At 39.2% G+C, this 21186-nt stretch carries 17 protein-coding genes; 16 read left to right on the plus strand and 1 reads right to left on the minus strand.

What is annotated here, in order from left to right; all coding sequences use genetic code 11:
- Positions 1-195: 195 nt before the first annotated feature.
- Genes HDE68_RS08230 through HDE68_RS08240 form a run of 3 tightly spaced genes read left to right on the plus strand, consistent with a single transcriptional unit; the run spans position 196 to position 3934 of the window.
- Positions 196-1032: a hemin ABC transporter substrate-binding protein gene (locus HDE68_RS08230; protein WP_183880826.1), complete on the plus strand. Its 837-nt coding sequence runs from the start codon at positions 196-198 to the stop codon at positions 1030-1032.
- Positions 1033-1039: 7 nt separating this feature from the next.
- Positions 1040-2080, plus strand: coding sequence for a FecCD family ABC transporter permease (locus HDE68_RS08235; RefSeq protein WP_183880828.1), 1041 nt, complete (start codon positions 1040-1042; stop codon positions 2078-2080).
- Positions 2081-2089: 9 nt separating this feature from the next.
- On the plus strand, positions 2090-3934 hold the full coding sequence (locus tag HDE68_RS08240) for a heme ABC transporter ATP-binding protein (protein ID WP_183880830.1): 1845 nt from the start codon (positions 2090-2092) through the stop codon (positions 3932-3934).
- Between the two features lie 9 nt (positions 3935-3943).
- On the opposite strand, the gene HDE68_RS08245 is transcribed toward HDE68_RS08240, so the two are convergent.
- The gene (locus HDE68_RS08245; RefSeq protein WP_183880832.1) at positions 3944-4921 is read right to left on the minus strand and encodes a helix-turn-helix transcriptional regulator; all 978 of its coding nucleotides are present in this window, start codon (positions 4919-4921) and stop codon (positions 3944-3946) included.
- Between the two features lie 157 nt (positions 4922-5078).
- Between HDE68_RS08245 and HDE68_RS08250 the strand changes: the two genes are divergently transcribed.
- The 13 genes from HDE68_RS08250 to HDE68_RS08310 all read left to right on the plus strand — a co-directional run bounded on the left by HDE68_RS08250 (position 5079) and on the right by HDE68_RS08310 (position 21175).
- Positions 5079-6059: a deoxyhypusine synthase family protein gene (locus tag HDE68_RS08250; RefSeq protein WP_183880834.1), complete on the plus strand. Its 981-nt coding sequence runs from the start codon at positions 5079-5081 to the stop codon at positions 6057-6059.
- A gap of 251 nt (positions 6060-6310) precedes the next feature.
- The gene (locus tag HDE68_RS08255) at positions 6311-7606 is read left to right on the plus strand and encodes a c-type cytochrome (RefSeq protein ID WP_111634218.1); all 1296 of its coding nucleotides are present in this window, start codon (positions 6311-6313) and stop codon (positions 7604-7606) included.
- Positions 7607-7652: 46 nt separating this feature from the next.
- On the plus strand, positions 7653-10685 hold the full coding sequence (locus HDE68_RS08260) for a TAT-variant-translocated molybdopterin oxidoreductase (RefSeq protein WP_183880836.1): 3033 nt from the start codon (positions 7653-7655) through the stop codon (positions 10683-10685).
- A gap of 23 nt (positions 10686-10708) precedes the next feature.
- A complete protein-coding gene (gene nrfD / locus HDE68_RS08265; RefSeq protein ID WP_183880838.1) occupies positions 10709-12181 on the plus strand; it encodes an NrfD/PsrC family molybdoenzyme membrane anchor subunit in 1473 nt (490 codons plus the stop codon).
- 2 nt (positions 12182-12183) lie between these two features.
- Complete coding sequence (locus HDE68_RS08270; RefSeq protein ID WP_183880840.1) at positions 12184-12720, plus strand: DUF3341 domain-containing protein; 537 nt, start codon at positions 12184-12186, stop codon at positions 12718-12720.
- Complete coding sequence (locus tag HDE68_RS08275; RefSeq protein ID WP_068403971.1) at positions 12692-13300, plus strand: c-type cytochrome; 609 nt, start codon at positions 12692-12694, stop codon at positions 13298-13300. Before HDE68_RS08270 ends, HDE68_RS08275 begins: the two co-directional genes overlap by 29 nt.
- A gap of 14 nt (positions 13301-13314) precedes the next feature.
- Entirely contained in the window at positions 13315-14529 is a 1215-nt protein-coding gene (locus tag HDE68_RS08280) for a quinol:cytochrome C oxidoreductase (protein WP_183880842.1), read from the plus strand.
- A gap of 61 nt (positions 14530-14590) precedes the next feature.
- Complete coding sequence (locus HDE68_RS08285; RefSeq protein ID WP_183880844.1) at positions 14591-15856, plus strand: cytochrome c oxidase subunit II; 1266 nt, start codon at positions 14591-14593, stop codon at positions 15854-15856.
- Between the two features lie 20 nt (positions 15857-15876).
- Entirely contained in the window at positions 15877-17769 is a 1893-nt protein-coding gene (locus tag HDE68_RS08290) for a cbb3-type cytochrome c oxidase subunit I (RefSeq protein ID WP_183880846.1), read from the plus strand.
- 85 nt (positions 17770-17854) lie between these two features.
- Positions 17855-18913 carry a COX15/CtaA family protein gene (locus HDE68_RS08295; RefSeq protein WP_183880848.1) on the plus strand — a complete coding sequence of 353 codons (1059 nt, stop codon included), beginning with the start codon at positions 17855-17857 and terminating at the stop codon, positions 18911-18913.
- A 17-nt stretch (positions 18914-18930) separates the two neighbouring features.
- Complete coding sequence (cyoE, locus tag HDE68_RS08300; protein ID WP_183880850.1) at positions 18931-19833, plus strand: heme o synthase; 903 nt, start codon at positions 18931-18933, stop codon at positions 19831-19833.
- 10 nt (positions 19834-19843) lie between these two features.
- A complete protein-coding gene (locus tag HDE68_RS08305) occupies positions 19844-20437 on the plus strand; it encodes a heme-copper oxidase subunit III (protein ID WP_183880852.1) in 594 nt (197 codons plus the stop codon).
- Positions 20438-20467: 30 nt separating this feature from the next.
- Positions 20468-21175, plus strand: coding sequence for a cytochrome c oxidase subunit 3 (locus HDE68_RS08310; RefSeq protein WP_183880854.1), 708 nt, complete (start codon positions 20468-20470; stop codon positions 21173-21175).
- Positions 21176-21186: the final 11 nt, after the last annotated feature.

Below are 21186 nucleotides of genomic sequence, written 5' to 3' on the forward strand. Positions count from 1 at the left end.
TTTTCTTTAATTGATCTTTTTTGCATCTGATTTTATACTGATAGTTTCATTAAACAGGTAATAAACAACATGTTTTTAATTTTAATATTATTTCAGATGGGTTTCCAGGTCAGAATACGGATAGAATAAATGGAAATGAACAACTTGTATTTAGATTGATTAAACACGTTGTTTGTATAAAGATTTTAAAATAAAATGAAGAAATTAAGCTGTTTGCTTTTAATGATTACCTGGTATTTGGGGTCATATGCTGCTGTTCCAAAGCGGATTATAACTTTGAGTGCTGCTTTGTCAGAGACTACTGATGCTCTGGGCCTTGGAAAAAATATTGTTGCTGTAGATGTGACTACTACTTATCCTGTCTTTCTAACTAAGTTACCGAAAGTGAGTAATAACAGATCTGTTTCTGCTGAGGCATTGATTGCTTTTGCCCCGGATCTTGTACTTGCACCTGAAGGCAGTGTGTCAAAAGAGATTCAATATCAGTTGAAATCGGCGGGCATACGTTTCGTAAGTATCAAACAGGAATATTCTGTGAACGGTGCCTTAAAATTTATCCGGCAGGTGGCTGAGGCTTTACAGTTGGCACCTAAAGGGGAATTGCTTGCTCGGCAAACAGAACTGAAAATTAAACAGGCATTAGCCGGTATAAAATCAGGCAGTAAACCTGCGAAAGTCCTTTTTATTTATGCCAGAGGTACCGGGGTAATGATGGTGGCAGGGAAGAAATCAAGTCTGGATGCAGTGATTAGTCTGTCCGGAGGTAAAAATGCAATTAATGAGTTTGAGGATTTTAAACCTTATACCACAGAAGCACTGGTAAAAGCTAATCCGGATGTCATCCTGATGTTCGATTTTGGATTAACCAGTCTTGGCGGTGTAAATGGGATTTTAAAAATGCCGGGTGTAGCACAAACTTCGGCTGGCAAGAATAAAAGGATTGTACAAATGGATCCGGCATTGTTAACAAATTTTAGTGTTCGCCTGGATCAGGCTATAACGGCATTGAATGGTAAGCTGATGGAGTTATAGATTTGTTATGAAACCTATTTTTGTTTATTGTTTACTAATTGCGGCTTTAATGGCCTCTTTATCTTTTTCTCTGGGATTGGGTGCAATGGATATTCCTGTTAAAGATGTCCTCCTGATTTTATTCCATAAGACAGGGCTTTTTAAGCACCATATGGTTCCTGAGCAATATGAAACTGTGATCCGGATTGTACGTTTACCAAGGGTCCTTCTGGGCGTACTGGTTGGTGCCGGTCTTGGGATATCGGGTGCCGCTGTTCAGGGAATTTTCAGAAACCCGCTTGCTGAACCTGGTTTGATTGGTATTTCGGCCGGGGCATCATTGATTGCTGTAGCCATTATTGCATTGGAAATAGGGGTGCTTTCAGGATTGGGTAATTTATTGGGTTACTATTTACTGGCATTTGGTGCTTTTGCTGGCGCTGGTATAGCGGCCATGCTGGTATACCAGATTTCACGTACCGATGGCAGGCCAAATGTGGCAACCATGTTACTGGCCGGCATTGCAATTAATGCACTTGCTGGTGCCTTAACAGGGCTAATTACTTATCTGGCTAATGAACAGCAATTGCGTAATATCACTTTCTGGATGCTGGGCAGTCTGGCTGGTGCTACCTGGGAAACTGTTTTAGCTTTATTACCTTTTATTGTAATCCCGGTCGTACTGCTGCCTTTTATGGGCAAAGCTTTGAATGCATTTGCTCTGGGTGAGGCACAGGCCGATCATCTGGGCCTGAAAGTTAACCTGGTTAAACGCCGGGTGGTTATCCTGGCAACAATGGCTGTTGGTGCTGCGGTAGCGGTGTCGGGGGTGATTGGTTTTGTAGGGCTTTTAGTGCCGCATACGATCCGTTTATTTATAGGTGTTGATAATAAATATGTATTACCTGCATCAGCTTTGCTGGGGGCGCTGATTCTGACCCTGGCAGATATGATTGCAAGAACTGTGGTTTCGCCGGTAGAACTACCAATCGGGGTGATCACTGCACTTTTAGGGACACCGCTGTTCCTTTATATTTTAATTAAAGACAAAAAGAAATTGCTTCAATAATATCTGCCAATGCTAACCGTAGAAAATATAACGTACGAAATCAATAACAGAACACTGATCAGGAATCTTTCTTTTAGCATGTGCTGTGGAGAAGTGGTCGCTATTCTGGGGGCTAATGGTGCTGGAAAATCTACTCTTCTGAAAATGCTGAGCGGGGAGAAGAAAAATGCAGAAGGAAATATTTTACTGAATGGTAAAGCAATTCATAGTTATGCTTCTGCTGATCTGGCTAAAAAGAGAGCAGTGCTGAGTCAGCATAATGTAGTGAATGTAGATTTTCTGGTCAGGGATATTGTCATGATGGGCAGATATCCGCATTATAAGAATAACCCTGGTAAAAATGACAGGAATGTAGTGCGGCAGACAATGGATGTTTGCGGGGTGAGTGAACTCGAAGAGCGCTCTATCCTGACTTTATCGGGTGGTGAACAGCAGCGTGTTCAACTGGCAAGGGTACTGGCGCAAATATGGGATTGCCCGGGCGCATTGCTGTTAATGGATGAGCCTGTTTCGGGTATGGATCTGCAATATCAGCAGCAGACGCTGGCTATCGTGACCGCATTGGCGAGAAAAAACTTTATGGTGATTACTGTCTTGCATGATATTAATCTCGCTGCACAATATGCGGACAGAATATTAATGTTGAAAAATGGGCGCAAGTGGAATGATGGCAGTCCTGCTGAAGTACTGAATACACGTAATGTTTATAATATATTTTCAATTGAAGCGGAAGTGAGTATTAACCGCCAGAGTTTAAAACCTTTTGTGCTTCCTAAGGAGGTACTGATAGATTCAAATAAATTTCATTCTAATTCATATCATATGAGTACTGATAACCTGAAAAATTTAAAAGAGACATACTTGTCTTATAAAAATGCTAATCCTGGAAAAAGAATCCGTGATATAGCTGCTGCACTCAACGTAAGTGAAGCGGAACTGCTGATGACTGGTTTGGATGAAACTGTTACCCGTTTAAGCCATGATTTCGAATCTGTTTTAAAAGCGGTGCCAACATTAGGCCATGTCATGGCCTTAACCCGTAACGAATATTGTGTACATGAGCGTAAAGGCGCCTATGAGAAGATTTCTTTTACTCCTCATGCTGGTTTGGTATTAGGGGACGATATCGATCTGCGTTTATTTTTAAGCGGCTGGAAATATGGTTTTGCCGTGGTAGAAGAAAAAACAACAAGTCTGCAGTTTTTTGACGGCCTGGGTGTGGCTGTTCATAAAATTTATCTGACTGAAAAGAGTAATAAGGACGCTTTTAAAGCTTTGGTTGATAATTTTACAGCCCACGATCAGCAGGCAGCAGTGCTGAGTAAAGATCAGCAGAGAAGACCTGCTGCAGGCAAACCTGATAGTGAGGTTGACCTGACTGGTTTTCAGGAAGGCTGGAATAATATGCAGGATACACATGAGTTCTTTATGCTGATGCGGAAGTTTGGGGTAAGCAGGATTCAGGCAATGCACCTTGCGCCAGAGGGAAGAACAAAGGAAATTGCCCTGGATACTTTTAAAGGATTGATTACTGAATGTGCAGAACGGCAGGTTCCGGTAATGGTATTTACTGGTAACCCTGGTTGTATACAGATCCATTCAGGACTGGTAACTAACCTGATGGAAAGAGGGGAGTGGTTTAATGTCCTTGATCCTGAATTTAATCTTCATTTAAGGTTAGATGGAATTTCGAGTATATGGCAGGTGGTTAAGCCTTCTGCTGACGGGGATATTAATTCGCTGGAAGTTTACGATAAGGATGGAGAGATGATTGTTCAGTTTTTTGGTAAACGTAAACCTGGAATTCCTGAACTGGAAGAGTGGCGTGAGATTTTAAAACTGGAATTAGCATAGTGTTAAACACTATGCTCTGACTCCGCTAGGCAGAATGCCAAAATACTTTTTAAATGCTTTACTGAAATTAGCCTGGTGTTTGAAACCGGTAAGACCTGAGACCTCATATACGCTCATTTCTTCTTCCAGTAGTAAACGCCTGGCTTTTTCCATACGCAGCCTTGTAATATAATCGTACATAGTTACCCCGTAGTACTCTTTAAAACCTGTACGCAGCTTAAATTCATTCAGCAGGATTTCTTTGGCCAGTTCCTTATGTGTGGGAGGACTTACAAAACGCTCATTTAATATATTACGTGCCTGTTCCAGCCGGTCAAAATCTCCGGTTTTAAAAAGATCCTGTTTTACTGTTCCGTTATCATTTCTCAGCTGTTCGAGCTGGTACATTAATAATTCCAGTATTTTGGACTCTGTATGCAGTCTTTTTAATTCGCCGGACTGACGGCAATCCCGTATTTCATTGATAACCCTTCTCATCTCGGGCGTGACTGCCATATCCTCATTGGAAAAAGAAGTAAATTGTCCTTTTTCTATATCTCTTACAAAACGTTCATGCAGGATGGAATGACGGTCGATCAGCGAGAAATAATAATCTTTCGAAAGCACAATCATAAAATAGGTATACTCTACTTTGGCAATTAATTCATGGTTTGCCTGGGTTGAAGGAATATAACGGATATTATGCCGGCTGTTGCCATGTGACGCTGTCGATATCTTTTTGCCGGATGCATTCTTATAAAAGATGAACTGGCTGGTAATTGTTTCTCCGTTAATATCTGTATGTATGTTGGTAGGCCCATCAAATAGCATGGTTGAGTGCATGAGGAACATGCCTCCGGTAGTGAGCTGGTAATTGACCATCTGTACCGGTGAGCGCTGTATCATCACCTGTTTTTCTGCAAGTATATTATTAGGAGAGTAAATGTCGGGCACGTCTTCGACGAATAACCATTCGTCGAGATCGGAAATTTTTGCTTTTACAATCATCTAATTTATTTTCCCAAATATACTTGTTTTATTTATAAGGATTCTAAATAAAAGAGCTTATTCATTAATACTGATGGTTCATTAACCGGGACTCGTTTTTAATAATATTTACTTATTTTTGCGGCGGTTTATACAAAACAGAATAATTTTAATTAAAATGAGCGTAACAAGAGGACCAATATCAAAATTCATGGAAGGGCATTACCTCCATTTCAATGCAGCAGCTATGATGGATGCAGCTAAAGGCTATGAAACGCATTTAGATGAAGGCGGTAAAATGATGATTACCCTTGCTGGAGCAATGAGTACTGCTGAACTGGGAATTTCATTAGCAGAGATGATCCGTCAGGACAAAGTTTCTATAATTTCATGTACAGGTGCGAATCTGGAAGAAGATATTATGAACCTTGTTGCCCATTCACATTATAAACGTGTACCTAACTACCGTGATTTAAGTCCTCAGGACGAATGGGATTTATTAGAAAACCATTATAACCGTGTAACTGATACTTGTATCCCTGAAGAAGAGGCTTTCAGACGTTTACAAAAACACATTCACGAAATCTGGTCAAATGCTGAGAAAGCAGGAGAGCGTTATTTCCCACATGAGTATATGTATAAAATGTTGCTGAGCGGTGTGCTTGAGCAATATTATGAAATCGATCCTAAAAATTCATGGATGCTTGCAGCTGCGGAAAAAAATCTGCCGATTGTAGTTCCGGGATGGGAAGATTCAACCATGGGAAATATCTTCGCTTCTTATGTGATGAAAAGCGAATTGCAGGCTTCTACTATGAAAAGTGGAATTGAATATATGGGTTACCTTGCTGACTGGTATATTAAAAACAGCGCAGGAAAAGGAATTGGATTCTTCCAGATTGGTGGTGGTATCGCAGGAGATTTCCCTATCTGTGTAGTACCTATGTTATATCAGGATATGGAAATGGAGAACATTCCTTTCTGGAGTTACTTCTGCCAGATCTCTGATTCAACAACTTCTTATGGATCGTATTCTGGTGCTGTTCCTAATGAAAAGATCACCTGGGGCAAGCTGGACATCAATACCCCTAAGTTTATCGTAGAGTCTGATGCAACTATCGTGGCTCCATTGATTTTCGCATGGATATTAAAAATGTAAATTAAAAATCCAAATCCTTATCTGGATTTTTGTCGTATAGAAAATCAGCAAATCTAAAAATTTGCTGATTTTCTTCGTTTAAAGCCATAAAAAGGAAAAGTTTAGAATGATTATAAATTGTATTTACTGTCATTTCTTTGTCATTGGTAACTTAATAAATTTTACTTTTGTGGACGTTTTGGTGAAGAACAAGAGTTTAAACATCAATACGTTCATTACAGTTTTTTAAAATAAAGCATAAAATACTCATTATGAGGAATATCTCATTGATCATTAGAAGAGTTTGGAAGTCGGCATTTATGTTTACGGCTCTATCTGTTTTAATCGTTTCTGGTACGCAAGCACAAGACGCAGTAGAAGGTAGAAAAATCTTCAAGGAAAAATGTACTTCATGTCATGCATTAGACCGCGATTTGATCGGCCCGGCATTACAAACGATTGTACCTACAAAGAGCGAAGCGTTTTTGTTGAAATGGATAAACAATGCTCCGGCATTTATCGCGTCGGGAGACAAAGAGGCTGTTGAGGCTTCGAAGTTCAATCCGAATGCTGATATGACAGCATTTCCTTCATTAACGCCTGAGCAGATTAAAAGTATCCTTGCTTATGTAAAAGTAGGTGAGCCTAAAAAAGTTGAAGCTGCTGGTGCTGCTACTGGTTCTGATGAAGTTTCAAACTTCTCAATCGTAGGGGTAATTGCAGTAATCCTGATCTCTATCATTGTATTAGTGATTCTGGCCAGAGCAATTAAAATGCTTGAGCGTCTGATCCTGAAAAAACAAGGTGTAGAAATCGAAGAAGACGAAGAGAAAACTTCAATGCTTGCTGGCATTGGTCAGTTATTCAAAAACAAGAAATTTGTTTTCTTTGTTATCCTGTGCTTAGTGATAAGCTTAGGTTCATTTGGATGGATGGGCATGTGGAACACTGGTGTTTCTACGGGGTACCAGCCAACTCAGCCAATTAAGTTCTCTCACGAGTTACACGCTGGTGTAAACCAGATTGACTGTCAGTACTGTCATGCAGGCGCATTTGAATCTAAAAATGCGACTATCCCTTCGCTTAATGTTTGTATGAACTGTCACAAGCAGGTTCAGGCAAGAGACAGCCATGATGGAAACATTTCTCCTGAGATTCAGAAAATCTACAATGCATTAGGTTATGATGCAGATAAAATGACTTATGACAAGTCTAAAGAAAAACCAATTGAGTGGGTACGTGTTCACAACCTTCCTGATTTCGCTTACTTCAATCACTCACAACACGTTGTTGTAGCTGAAGAAGCTATCCGTAAAGAAAAAGGGTTGAAACCAAACGAACCTGTTTGTTTTGCTTGTCACGGACCAGTTAATACAATGGAAGAGATCTACCAATATTCTCCTCTAACCATGAAATGGTGTATCAACTGTCATAAAGACACCAAGTTAGAGGTTAAAGACAACGCATTCTACACCAAAATTATTGAGGCTCATGAGAAAATCAAAAAAGGTGAGAAAATTACGCCTGCAGCGTTAGGTGGAATTGAGTGTGGTAAATGTCACTATTAATAGAGTTTAGTAAAAAGAACGTTCGATAAACAGTAATATAGCTTAAATGGAAAGCAATAAAAAATACTGGAAAGGCTTAGAGGAATTTAACAAGACCTCCGATTTTGTTGAAAACAACAAAAACGAATTTGCGGAGCCGCTTCCAATAGAAGATGTTTTAAATGAAGCAGGATTAAGTACAGTAACTCCTCGCCGTGACTTTTTAAAAGCCTTAGGCTTTGGTCTTGGTGCGGTAACACTTGCCGCTTGTCAGCCTGCTCCGATTCACAAATCAATACCTTACCTGATTAAACCTGAAGAAGTAATCCCGGGTATCCCGAATTACTATGTATCAAGTTATAATGGTCAAAGCATCCTGGTGAAAACCAGAGAAGGCAGACCGATCAAGATTGAACCAAATCCTAATGCAGGTGAGTTCAATTGCGGTACTGATGCTCAGGCTCAGGCTTCTGTATTAGATTTGTACGATGTTTCGAAACTTAAAGCGCCTGTATTAAAGAATGATGAGACTACCTGGGCGAAGGTTGATGCATTTGTAGCTGCAGAGCTGGCAAAAGCAAAAGCTTCGGGCAAGAAGATCCGCATTGTTTCTTCTTCAGTGTACAGTCCTTCTACTAAAGCAGTGGTTGCAGACTTTATAGCTGCTTATCCTGCAACAAAACATGTACAGTACGATGCAGTATCTTATACTGGTATCATCAAAGCAAATGAAAATAGCTTTGGTAAAGCTGTAATTCCTAAGTATAACTTCGACAAAGCTGACTTAATCGTAAGTTTTGCAGCTGATTTCTTAGGAACATGGATTAGCGGAGAAGAATTCACTTCTCAGTATGTGGCTAACAGAAACCACAAATCATTAGCAAAAGGTAAAATGTCACGTCACTTCCAGTTCGAAGCCGGAATGAGTCTGACAGGTACTAATGCTGATACACGTATCCCGGTAAAATTATCAGAGCAGGGTCCTGCACTGATTACCTTATATAATGCAATCACTGGTGGCAATTTAGCTGGTGGTTCTTTACCTAAGAACGGTACTGCTGAAAAAGCACTTAAACTGGTTGCTAAAGAATTAGTTCAGCAAAAAGGAAAAGCTTTAGTAGTATGTGGTTCTAACGATGTTTCTACTCAGATCCTTGTTAATGCGATCAACTCTGCTATTGGCAGTTATGGTACGACTATCGATTTAGATAATCCAAACAAACGTTATTCAGGTAACGATGCTGAATTTGCAGAATTCTTAAATGAGATGAACAGAGGCGAAGTTGCTGCTGTATTCTTCCTGGATAACAATCCTGCTTATGATGTGGTTAATGTGAAGTCATTCACTGATGGATTAAGTAAAGTTCCATTGAAAGTTTCTTTCTCAGACCGTAAGGATGAGACATCTGCTTTATGTGATGTAATTGCAACTAATCAGAATTACTTAGAAGCATGGGGTGATGCAAATAGCTACGAAGGATATTATTCTATCGTTCAGCCAACAATCAACCCTGTATTCAATTCACGTCAGGCCGAAGAAAGTTTACTGATCTGGTCTAACGCACCTGTTAAAGAATACTACCAGTATGTACGTAACAACTGGGAGAAAAATATACTTCCTGGTTTAGGTAAAAAATGGGATGATGTATTAGAAACCGGGGTATTTGCTTCGGCGCCTAAAACAGCAGGATCTTACAGCTTCAATCTTTCATTAGCCGCTGTTGCTCCATCAGTAGTGAAAAGCAGTGCTGCTTTAGCTAAAGATATCGAGCTTCAGGTTTATGAAAGTGTAGCGATGCGCGATGGTAAACATGCAAATAACGCATTTTTACAGGAATTGCCTGATCCGGTTTCAAAAGTAACCTGGGATAACTATATTGCTCTTGCGCCTAAATTCGCTGAGTCATTAGGAATTAAAGAATTTGATGTTGTTGACGTAAAAGGAAGCAACGGATATACAATCACTTTACCAGTTCTGGTTCAGCCAGGACAAGCACAAGGTACTGCTTCTATAGCTTTAGGTTATGGACGTACTAAAGTTGGTAAGGCTGGTGATAATGTAGGTAAAAATGCATATCCATTTGTAACTTTCAGCAATGGAACGTTACAGTATGCAAATACTGTAACTATTACTAAAACGGGTGCAACCAATGAGCTTGCACAAACACAGACTCACCACTCTTTCGAAGGAAGAAACATTATTCGCGAAGCAACTTTCAAAGAATATGTGAAAAACCCTTCTGCAGGTACTGGTAAGCATGACAGCGAACATAAAACTTACGATTTATGGGATAAATATGAGAAACCAGGAAATAACTGGGTTATGGCAATCGATCTGAATGCTTGTACTGGTTGTGGTTCTTGTATTGTTGCCTGTAACGTAGAAAATAATATCCCTGTAGTTGGCCGTGATGAGGTTCGCAGACGCAGAGAGATGCACTGGATCCGTATTGACCGTTACTATAGCTTTGAAGAAGGCGATAAGAGCGTGTCTGAGGAGAAAGAGATTGCACATATGGAAAACCTTGACCGTGTATCAGTTGTACACCAGCCAATGTTATGTCAGCACTGTGATCACGCTCCTTGTGAAACTGTTTGTCCTGTACTGGCAACGACTCACTCTTCGGATGGTCTGAACCATATGGCTTATAACCGTTGCGTAGGTACTCGTTACTGCGCAAATAACTGCCCGTACAAAGTTCGTCGTTTCAACTGGTTTAACTACTGGAATGATTCACGTTTCGATAACTACCTGAACAATGAATTTACTCAGCTGGTTCTTAACCCTGATGTAACTACACGTTCAAGAGGTGTTATGGAGAAATGCTCAATGTGTATCCAACGTATCCAGGCTGGTAAATTGTCAGCTAAGATTGCTAAACGTCCATTGAAAGACGGAGATATTAAAATGGCATGTCAGGAAGCTTGTTCAGCCAATGCAATTATATTTGGTGATGGCAACGATCCGGAATCGGAAGTATCGAAAGCATTACGTAGTGAGCGTATTTACTATGTATTGGAAGAAATCAATACACAACCGGGAGTAGGTTACATGACAAAAATTAGAAACACAGATTCATTACCAACAGTACAAGCGTAAGCTGATATTAAAGAAAACACATTATGTCAGGACATAACGAATCAATATTAAGAGAACCACTAATCACCGGCAATGATATCACGTATGCAAAAATTACGGATGATATCTTAATGCCAGTTGAGAATAAGCCCAACAGGGCCTGGTGGATAGGTTTTATAGTTTCCCTTATGGGAGCGACCTTATGGTTAGTTGCAGTAAGTTATACTTTCTGGAACGGTATCGGATCATGGGGTCTGAACAAAACTGTAGGATGGGCATGGGATATCACCGGTTTCGTATGGTGGGTAGGTATTGGTCACGCAGGAACACTGATTTCGGCAGTATTATTACTCTTCCGTCAAAACTGGCGTAACTCGATCAACAGGTCGGCAGAGGCGATGACGATTTTCGCCGTTATCTGTGCCGCAACGTATGTTGTATCCCACATGGGAAGACCATGGTTAGCTTACTGGGTATTACCTTTACCGAATCAGTTCGGTTCATTATGGGTAAACTTTAACTCACCACTGGTTTGGGATATGTTTGCAATCTCTACTTACTTCTCTGTATCCTTATTATTCTGGTACACAGGTTTATTACCAGATATTGCTACTATCCGTGACCGTGCGACTGGTTTACGCCGCAGAATTTATTCTATCTTCTCTTTCGGATGGAATGGTAACGTTAAAACATGGCAGCGTTTCGAGACTGTGTCTCTGATCCTTGCCGGTATCTCTACACCACTGGTACTTTCAGTACACACGATTGTATCTATGGACTTTGCAACCTCGGTTATTCCGGGATGGCACACTACAATCTTCCCTCCATACTTTGTGGCTGGTGCGATCTTCTCTGGTTTCGCCATGGTATTAACCTTATTACTGGTTGCCCGTAAAGTATTGGGTCTTGAGAACTACATCACTATGTTCCACATTGAATCGATGAACAAGATCATCATTCTTACCGGATCTATCGTAGGTGTGGCTTACATCACTGAGTTTTTTATTGCCTGGTATTCAGGTTCAGAATATGAAGCATATGCATTCATCAACCGTTCAACTGGTCCATACTGGTGGGCATACTGGATGATGATGACTTGTAACGTAATTTCTCCGCAGTTACTGTGGTTCAAGAAAATCCGTTTGAGCATACCTGCAACATGGATCTTATCTATCGTGGTAAACATCGGTATGTGGTTTGAGCGTTTCGTAATTATTGTAACCTCATTACACCGTGATTACCTTCCATCAAGTTGGGCCATGTTCTATCCAACATGGGTAGATGTGAGTGTCTTTGTAGGTTCAATCGGGGTATTCTTTACTTTATTCCTGTTGTTCTTAAGGGTTCTTCCTTCAATTGCAATTGCAGAGGTGAAACTATTACTTAAAACATCAAGTGAGCAAGCTAAACTTGCACAGATTAAAGAAGGTCATTTGGACAAAACTCACGTGAAAGAATACGTTGAGTCTTTAGAGAAATTTGATAGTGTTAAACAAGAAGAATACGCAAAAATATAACAATGAGTAATATCAAATATATTTTAGGCAGTTTTGGCGATCCTGACGAGATGATGCATGGCATTGAAAAGTTACAGGAGAACAACATTAAGATCCATGATGTTTATACGCCTATGCCTATCCACGGCATCGAAGCCAAATTAGGAGTTAAAAGATCAAGATTGGATATCCTTGCATTTTTCTGCGGGATAACCGGAACAGTATCAGCATTTGCACTGATCTATCTTACCTCGGTAGTAGACTGGAGACATAATATTGGTGGTAAACCAGCATTCGCATTACCGGATTTTATTCCGATTATGTTTGAGGTAACTATTTTATTCTGTGCATTTGGATTAGTAGGATCTTATTATGCATCTACTCACCTTTTCCCAGGAAGAGCGCCAAGAGTAATGGACTTAAGAGCCACAGATGATAGATTTATTATAGCTGTTGATGCTCAGGAAAACGGAGATCACAGTAAAATTGACGGATTATTAAAAGAAGCTGGTGCTATAGAAGTTAAGCACAATGAAAGGAAGTATATTAGCTATGAATAAGAATAAAATAGTTGCAGCCTCATTTGTTGTTCTTGCCCTCGCTGTTACAACACTTTCGTCTTGCAGGAATAAGAATAATCCAGGTTTGGAATATGCTAGAAATATGTATGATCATATTGCTTACGATCCTGATCAGCCGAACAAGAATTTTGCAAACGGACAAACTGCACAAACACCTCCTGCTAACACAAGTCCTGTAGGATTTGTAAAGTATGAGTATGCAAATACTAAAGAAGGTTATGAAGCCGCAGGTTTAAATCTGCACAATCCTTTAGCTAAGACACCACAGAATTTATTGTCAGGTAAACACTACTTTACTGTATTCTGCGGACCTTGTCACGGTGAAAAGGGAGATGGTAAAGGACACCTGGTTCAAATTGAGAAATTTACAGGCGTACCAGCTTATCATGGTGATGCAGCGTCATCACGTGGTGGCTTGATGAAAGATTTATCAGAAGGTAAAATCTATCACACTATCATGTACGGATTAAATAACATGGGATCACATGCTTCTCAGCTTACTCCAGATCAAAGATGGAAAGTAGTGATGTATGTTCAACAATTACAAAAAATACAATAGAAAAGCAGATATAAATGGGAACTCACAATTATAATTTCAATGAGCAGTTTGAGTTTACAGGAAAGGCTAAAAACTTAAGCATTGCAGCGATCCTAATCGGTATCGGTAGTATAGCTTACGGTTTTTCTGATCATGGACTCCATGAGCGGACTTTTGCCAACCTGTTACTTATGGCCTATTACTTCGCCTGTGTATGTATGTCAGGTGCATTCTTTTTAGCTGTTCAGTTTGTAGCGCAGGCAGGATGGTCTGCATCAATCTTACGTGTACCTCAGGCTATGGCAAAAACATTGCCTATCGCAGTAGTGATCCTGATCGTCGTTATCAGTCTTGGACTATACACACATAATCTTTATCACCACTGGAACGCACCGGGTCTAACTGATCCGTCTTCAGGTAACTATGATAAATTAATCGACGGAAAGTCTGCTTTCTTAAATGTACCTTTCTTTTTAGGACGTCAGGTAGTATTTTTAAGTATCTATTCTTTCTTCGCTATATTACTGTCTAAATTATCAACTAACGAAGATTTAGAGGGAGGGTTAAACTCATACACTAAAAGTTTTAAATACTCTTGTATATTTTTAGTTATCTACGGTTTCACTACACCAATCTTTGCATTTGATACAGTAATGTCATTAGAGGCACACTGGTTCTCTACGATGTTTGGATGGTATAACTTCGCAGCAATGTGGGTGAGCAGTTTGGCTACTATAGCTGTAATTATCATTCTGTTAAGAAAAGCAGGTTATATGCAGTGGGTTAACAATAGCCACCTTCATAACTTAGGTCAGTTTATCTTCGGATTCTCAATTTTCTGGACTTATGTATGGTTTGCTCAATTTATGTTGATCTATTATGCAAACATGCCGGAAGAAACTGTGTATTTTTACAAACGATTTGAGTTTTACAAGTTCTGGTTCTTTTTGAATTTAGTAATGAATTTCCTTGCCCCGGTTCTGTTATTAATGGATCGTGATAATAAAAGACAAGAAAATATCATGCTTGGTGTTTGTATCATAGTATTGTGCGGTCACTGGGTAGATTATTACCAGATGATTATGCCGGGTACTGTAGAATCACATAATGGTTTTGGTATTATTGAAATAGGAACAGCTATTGGTTTTGTAGGCTTGTTTACCTTTACAGTATTATCTGCATTAAGTAAGAAACCTTTAATTGCAAAGAATCACCCTTTCCTTCAGGAGAGTCTGAATCACCATTTGTAAGCCGGGTTAGAGTTATATACATTAATTTATAGTAGAAGTACATCGTACTACTTTTAAGAAAATGAGTTTAAGAAAATTTATAAGCAATAAGACAATAGCGGCCCTGGCAGTAATTCTTACTGTGTTTGCAAATACGAGCGCATTTGCACAAGAAGCTGCCGCCGGTGCTGCCGCTACGGCTGCGAAAAAACCTATTGATATGTTCCCGATCTATAAGACGGCAGCATTCTATACCCTGTTATTTTTACTGCTTTGCTTATTTATAGCAATAGTTGGTAAAGCAATGCGTGTATATGAATTAACGCGTGAAGCTCAGGATAAACCTGCAGGAATTAACTGGAATACTGTAAATGGTGTTCTGTTTGTGATTTTCTTAATCGTCGGATTGTACGGTGTTTATTTTGAATATACAGTTCACGGAAAGATGATTCTTCCGGATGCTGCTTCAGAGCACGGTGCGAAGATTGATCAGATGTTTAACATCACGTTAATCCTGACAACCATCGTATTTATCGGAACACACCTTGTATTATTCCTGTTCTCTTATTTCTACAAGAATACTGGTAAAAGAAAAGCATATTACTACCCGCATAATAATGCATTAGAGCGTATCTGGACAATTGTTCCGGCATTAGTGCTTACTGTATTGGTATTAATGGGATTCCTTACCTGGAGATCTATCTTCTATAAAATTGAAGATCCTAATAACAAACCATTGAACATTGAGATCACTTCTCAGCAGTTTGCATGGACAATCCGTTATCCTGGAGCTGATAAAATTGTAGGAAAGAAAAACTATAAATTGATTACCGGAACGAACAGTTTAGGTATGGACTTTAATGATAAAGACAATCTTGATGATCAGATGGCAGAGGAAATGGTTATTCCTGTCAACAAACCAGTAAGATTGATTCTGACCAGTAAAGACGTACTTCACAGTTTTTATATGCCGCATTTCAGGATTCAGTTAAACACTGTTCCGGGTATGACTTCTTATTTCGAATTCACACCAACAATTACTACTGCTGATATGCAGACTAAAGTAAATGATCCAGCATTTAAATTCTTGTTTTATTGCTCGAAAATCTGTGGATCTGGTCACTATAACATGCAAAAGGTTGTTAGAGTTGTTTCTCAGGCTGAGTATGATGCCTGGATAGTTAAACAACCTAAGTTTATCAATAACGATTTGAGAAAGCAATTTAACTTGCCAATCGTACCAGAACCAGCAGCTGCACCAGCGGCGGCGGCTCCAGCTGATAGTACAGCTAAAGCTGCGACAAGTGCTCCTGCTGTAGCAATGAATAAACCGGCTTTAAAAAAATAATTATACTGGAATAGCGCATTATGTCAACTATAACATTACACGATACACATAACAACGATCACCATGACGGTCACGATCATGGGCATCACGAACAATCTTTCATAAGCAAATACATTTTTAGCCAGGATCACAAGATGATCGCTAAACAGTTTTTAATAACTGGTATTGTTATGGCTGTTATTGCAATGGGATTGTCTATCTTATTTCGTCTGCAATTAGCATGGCCTGATAAAAGTTTCCCTATTCTTGAAACATTTTTAGGAAGATGGGCAGAAGGAGGAAGGATCAAACCTGATTTTTACCTTGCTCTGGTAACTATACACGGTACCATCATGGTATTCTTTGTACTGACCGCAGGATTGAGCGGTACGTTTAGTAATTTACTGATTCCTCTTCAGCTCGGTGTACGGGATATGGCATCGCCATTTATGAACATGCTTTCATACTGGTTATTCTTTATCGCCTGCGTTGTGATGATGAGCTCATTCTTTATTGAAACAGGACCTGCAAGTGCCGGATGGACAGTTTACCCTCCATTATCTGCTATCCCGAAAGCTATCTCAGGATCAGGTTTAGGTATGACATTATGGTTAATCAGTATGGTTCTTTTTGTAGCTTCTCAGTTAATGGGTGGTATCAACTATGTAAGTACTGTATTAAACATGCGTACTAAAGGTATGGACCTTTGGAAAATGCCATTAACTATCTGGGCTTTCTTATTGACAGCTATTTTAGGTATCTTATCATTCCCTGTTTTAGTAGCGGGTGTTGTGTTATTGATTTTTGACCGTAGTTTCGGTACAAGTTTCTATTTATCAGATATCGTTATGGGTACTCAGGTATTACCTAATGAAGGTGGTTCTCCAATCTTATGGCAGCATTTATTCTGGTTCCTTGGTCACCCTGAGGTATATATTGTAATTATGCCGGCTTTAGGTATCTCTTCAGAGGTTATCTCGGTAAATTCAAGAAAACCAATCTTTGGTTACCATGCAATGGTTTACTCATTAATCGGTATTACTATCCTTTCCTTCATCGTATGGGGTCACCATATGTTTGTAACGGGGATGAATCCATTACTGGGTGGTGTGTTTATGATCACGACGCTGATTATCGCTGTTCCTTCAGCAGTAAAAACTTTCAACTATTTAGCTACATTATGGCGCGGTAATATCAGGTTCACACCTGCAATGTTATGTGCGATTGGTATGGTTTCATTCTTTATTTCAGGTGGTTTAACTGGTATCTTCTTAGGTAATGCCTCTTTAGATATTAACCTTCATGATACTTACTTTGTAGTTGCCCACTTCCACTTAGTAATGGGATCTGCTGCAATCTTTGGTATGCTTGCTGGTGTTTACCACTGGTATCCAAAAATGTTCGGAAGAATGTTAAACGAGAAATTAGGTTACCTTCACTTCTGGGTTACATTTATCTGTGCTTACTTAGTATTCTTCCCATTACACTTCTTAGGTTTAGATGGTGTACCACGTCGTTACTATGCATTCACTGAATTTGAATTCATGCAGAAATGGGTTACTGTAAATATCTTTGTAACATGGGCTGCTATCGTTGCAGCTTTAGCTCAGGTGGCATTCCTGTTCAACTTCTTCTACTCAATTTTCAAAGGTAAAAAAGCAACACAGAACCCTTGGGAGTCTAACACCTTAGAATGGACTACGCCTGTTGAGCATATCCATGGTAACTGGCCAGGAGAAATCCCTACAGTATACCGTTGGCCATATGATTACAGTAAGCCAGGTGCTGAACATGATTTCATCCCTCAAACCGTTCCTTATTCTCAAACCATGAGCTCTAACATGCCACATGACTTTGAAGGAAACGCTGAATCTGAGCGCATCCAGAAAGAGTGGGAAGAAAAACAAGCAAAAGAAAAAGCAATACTGGATTAATCTCCTTTATTAAAATTATACAATGAGGTTATCTGCTTGAGTATCTACTTAGAACGATAACCTCATTTTTTTTAAAAGCAAACCAATGGTTCCTAAATCTGAAACGAGATTTATCCGGTTAAACCTGATTACCTTAATAGTGACGTTAGTACTCATCTTAGCAGGTGCAGTAGTACGCAGTACAGGTTCAGGTATGGGTTGTCCGGACTGGCCAAAATGTTTTGACCAATATGTTCCGCCAACATCAGTAGATCAGTTACCGAAAGATTATAAAGAGAAATACGTAGCAGGCAGGGTTAAGAAGAATGAGCGTTTTGCGCTTATGCTTGATAAAATGGGAAAAAAGGATGTTGCTGATAGCATTCGTCACGATATGAGCATAACTGTCCCCGAAGAATTCAATGCGGCTAAAACCTGGACTGAATATATTAACCGGCTTACCGGAGCTGTTACCGGATTTTTACTAATAGCAGTAACCGTTCTTTCATTTACGTACAAAGGCAAGGCTAAAAGGGTTATAGTATTAAGTATACTAAATCTGTTTATGGTAGTTTTTCAGGCATGGCTGGGCTCAATAGTAGTTTCAACTAATTTACTGGCCTGGGTCGTTACTGTTCACATGCTGCTTGCACTGGTCATGCTGGCGATACTGGTTTATACTTATTACTATGCACAGACTCTGTATAAAGAGCCAACGGTAGTTATTTCTAAAGTATTCTGGTTAAAGCTGCTGATTCTTGTCTCTCTTTTGTTAAGCGTACTGCAGATCGTTCTGGGAACAGAAGTAAGGGAAGCAATTGATGAGATTTCAAAAAACCTGTTATATCAGGAAAGAAATACATGGGTCGGGAAAATAGGGGATATATTCTCTTATCACCGCGATCTGGCGATTTTTGTAGTTGTACTGAACGTATTTATTTATCAGTTTGTAATGAACAAATTTGGTGGTAAAGCAACAGAGCTGAAGTTAGGAAATTCAATTGTACTTGTCCTGATGGTACAGATTGCAAGTGGATTATTATTATCTAATTTAGCATTGCCGCCAGCAGCTCAGGTTATACATTTAGTATTCTCAACAGTTCTGTTTACACTCCAGTTTTATCTTTATCTGCTGGTATACAGAACAAGTACTTATAATCAATAATATTAAAACACATAGAATTGAAATTATTTTTCTCAGATTTATCTAAACTCATCAAATTCAGACTTACTTTTCTGGTTGTGTTTTCTGCGTCAGTTACTTTTCTAATTGGCTCAAGAATGCAGGTTGCCAGGGGTGAGGTTCCGTCTATTGACTGGGGAAACTGGCTGATCTTAGTGGCCGGTGGATTTTTAGTTACTGCAGCAGCTAACTGCTTTAATGAGATTATAGAAAAAGATTTGGACAAACTGATGACCCGTACAATGGACCGTCCAATGCCAGCAGGAAGAATGACAACAGGACAAGGCCTTGTCCTTGGTTTGATCATGGGAATGCTTGGAACCTGGTTATTAGGAAAATTAAATCTTGAAACGGGGCTTTTATCTGTATTTTCTATCTTATTATATGCTTTTGTTTATACGCCTTTAAAACGTAAATCTCCAATTGCAGTATTTGTAGGTGCAATACCAGGTGCTTTACCACCACTAATTGGTTATCTGGCAGCATTAGGTCACACTACAAATTTTACACATGTAGATTATGAAGTAGCCGGAATCCTTTTTCTTGTTCAGTTCGTTTGGCAGTTTCCACATTTCTGGGCAATTGCATGGGTTCTGGATGATGATTATAAAAAAGCGGGTTTCAGGTTGTTACCAACCAAAAAAAGGGATAAAACAAGTGCATTTCTTGTTTTCCTGAGTACGTTAATATTAATACCTGTGAGTTTACTGCCTACCTTTTTCGGTTTTGGTGGTTATTATATCGCAGGAGTTTCCATCATAGCCGGAGTGATCTTTTCATTGCTGGCATTTAAACTACTGGTAAAACTGGATATAGACAGTGCACGTAAAGTTATGTTCTGTTCTTTCTTTTACATACCACTGGTTCAACTGGTTTTATTGTTTGATTTTATAGGTAAATAGTTTTTTTTATATGGTACATACATTAAAACAGGAAGACGTAGCGCAGGATAGATTAGCTACCTCTTTTAAAGCTAAGAAATTTGTTCTCTGGCTTTTTGTAGTGTCTTCAACGATTATGTTTGGAGGTTTTACAAGTTATTATATCGTTTTTGCGGCATCTAAAGGAAAAGGACATGGTTTAGTTCTTCCGGATGTCTTCATGTACAGCACAGCTGTGCTTGTACTGAGCAGTATCTGTTTATTTTTTGCGGCCAGAGCCGTGCGTCAGCAGAATATACAGACACAGAAAATATTTCTATGGTCAACTATGGTATTGGGGATTGCTTTTGGTTATCTTCAAGTCGATGCCTGGTCGGCATTATACCAAAGTGGTGCAACGCTGGTAAATAATAACGCAGCAATTTCAACAATTTACATTGTTTCAGGCATGCACTTACTACACATTTTTGCAGGTCTTTGTTTCATCCTGAACAGTCTTTGGGGTGCATATAGCAAAGTTCCTAAAGAAAATGCGGTATATCGCATAGAAATAGCCTCTATATTTTGGCATTTTATAGATATATTATGGATATATCTCTATGTTTTTTTACTTTTGAACAGTTAGACTTTTTAACAAACTATTACAATTTTTAAAATGAATTCATTATCACAATTAGATCAGGTAAAAACTACTCCATGGAGTGGCGGCCGTTCACCGTGGTCGGTAGAATACGGAAAAATAATGATGTGGTTTTTCTTGCTATCAGATGCATTTACATTCTCTTCATTATTGGTATACTACGGAGCGCAACGTTTCACAAAGTTTACATGGCCTGATCCGGATTTGGTATTCCAGTCTATTCCAGGTGTTATGGATTCTGGAGCACCATTAGTGTTCGTAGGTATCATGACTTTTATTCTGATCATGAGTTCAGTAACAATGGTATTAGCTGTTGAAGCTGGTCACAGACGTTCTAAGAATGAAGTTGTTGGATGGATGATTGCTACTATTATTGGTGGTTTCATGTTCCTTGGATGTCAGGCTTTAGAGTGGACTCACCTTCACCATGAAGGTTTCTGGTGGGGAACTATTCCTAAAGCAGAAGAATTACAGCATTTCTTTGTTGGTCCTGTGTCTAACGTTGCAGCACAACAGTTTGCTAACTTATTCTTTACGATCACAGGATTTCACGGATTCCACGTATTTACAGGTGTTCTATTAAATATTATCATCTTAATTATGACTATCAACGGAACTTTCGAGAAACGTGGTCATTACCTGATGATTGAAAAAGTAGGTTTATACTGGCACTTTGTTGATTTAGTTTGGGTATTCGTATTTACCTTCTTCTATTTAGTTTAATTTCCTTTAAT

Origin of the sequence: Pedobacter cryoconitis (assembly GCF_014200605.1) — a bacterium.
Classification (GTDB): domain Bacteria; phylum Bacteroidota; class Bacteroidia; order Sphingobacteriales; family Sphingobacteriaceae; genus Pedobacter; species Pedobacter cryoconitis_B.

Coding starts and splice junctions, on each gene's coding strand:
- HDE68_RS08230 (WP_183880826.1), top strand. CDS start 196: ATGAAGAAATTAAGCTGTTTGCTTTTAATGATTACCTGGTATTTGGGG.
- HDE68_RS08235 (WP_183880828.1), top strand. CDS start 1,040: ATGAAACCTATTTTTGTTTATTGTTTACTAATTGCGGCTTTAATGGCC.
- HDE68_RS08240 (WP_183880830.1), top strand. CDS start 2,090: ATGCTAACCGTAGAAAATATAACGTACGAAATCAATAACAGAACACTG.
- HDE68_RS08245 (WP_183880832.1), bottom strand. CDS start 4,921: ATGATTGTAAAAGCAAAAATTTCCGATCTCGACGAATGGTTATTCGTC.
- HDE68_RS08250 (WP_183880834.1), top strand. CDS start 5,079: ATGAGCGTAACAAGAGGACCAATATCAAAATTCATGGAAGGGCATTAC.
- HDE68_RS08255 (WP_111634218.1), top strand. CDS start 6,311: ATGAGGAATATCTCATTGATCATTAGAAGAGTTTGGAAGTCGGCATTT.
- HDE68_RS08260 (WP_183880836.1), top strand. CDS start 7,653: ATGGAAAGCAATAAAAAATACTGGAAAGGCTTAGAGGAATTTAACAAG.
- nrfD (WP_183880838.1), top strand. CDS start 10,709: ATGTCAGGACATAACGAATCAATATTAAGAGAACCACTAATCACCGGC.
- HDE68_RS08270 (WP_183880840.1), top strand. CDS start 12,184: ATGAGTAATATCAAATATATTTTAGGCAGTTTTGGCGATCCTGACGAG.
- HDE68_RS08275 (WP_068403971.1), top strand. CDS start 12,692: ATGAAAGGAAGTATATTAGCTATGAATAAGAATAAAATAGTTGCAGCC.
- HDE68_RS08280 (WP_183880842.1), top strand. CDS start 13,315: ATGGGAACTCACAATTATAATTTCAATGAGCAGTTTGAGTTTACAGGA.
- HDE68_RS08285 (WP_183880844.1), top strand. CDS start 14,591: ATGAGTTTAAGAAAATTTATAAGCAATAAGACAATAGCGGCCCTGGCA.
- HDE68_RS08290 (WP_183880846.1), top strand. CDS start 15,877: ATGTCAACTATAACATTACACGATACACATAACAACGATCACCATGAC.
- HDE68_RS08295 (WP_183880848.1), top strand. CDS start 17,855: ATGGTTCCTAAATCTGAAACGAGATTTATCCGGTTAAACCTGATTACC.
- HDE68_RS08305 (WP_183880852.1), top strand. CDS start 19,844: ATGGTACATACATTAAAACAGGAAGACGTAGCGCAGGATAGATTAGCT.
- HDE68_RS08310 (WP_183880854.1), top strand. CDS start 20,468: ATGAATTCATTATCACAATTAGATCAGGTAAAAACTACTCCATGGAGT.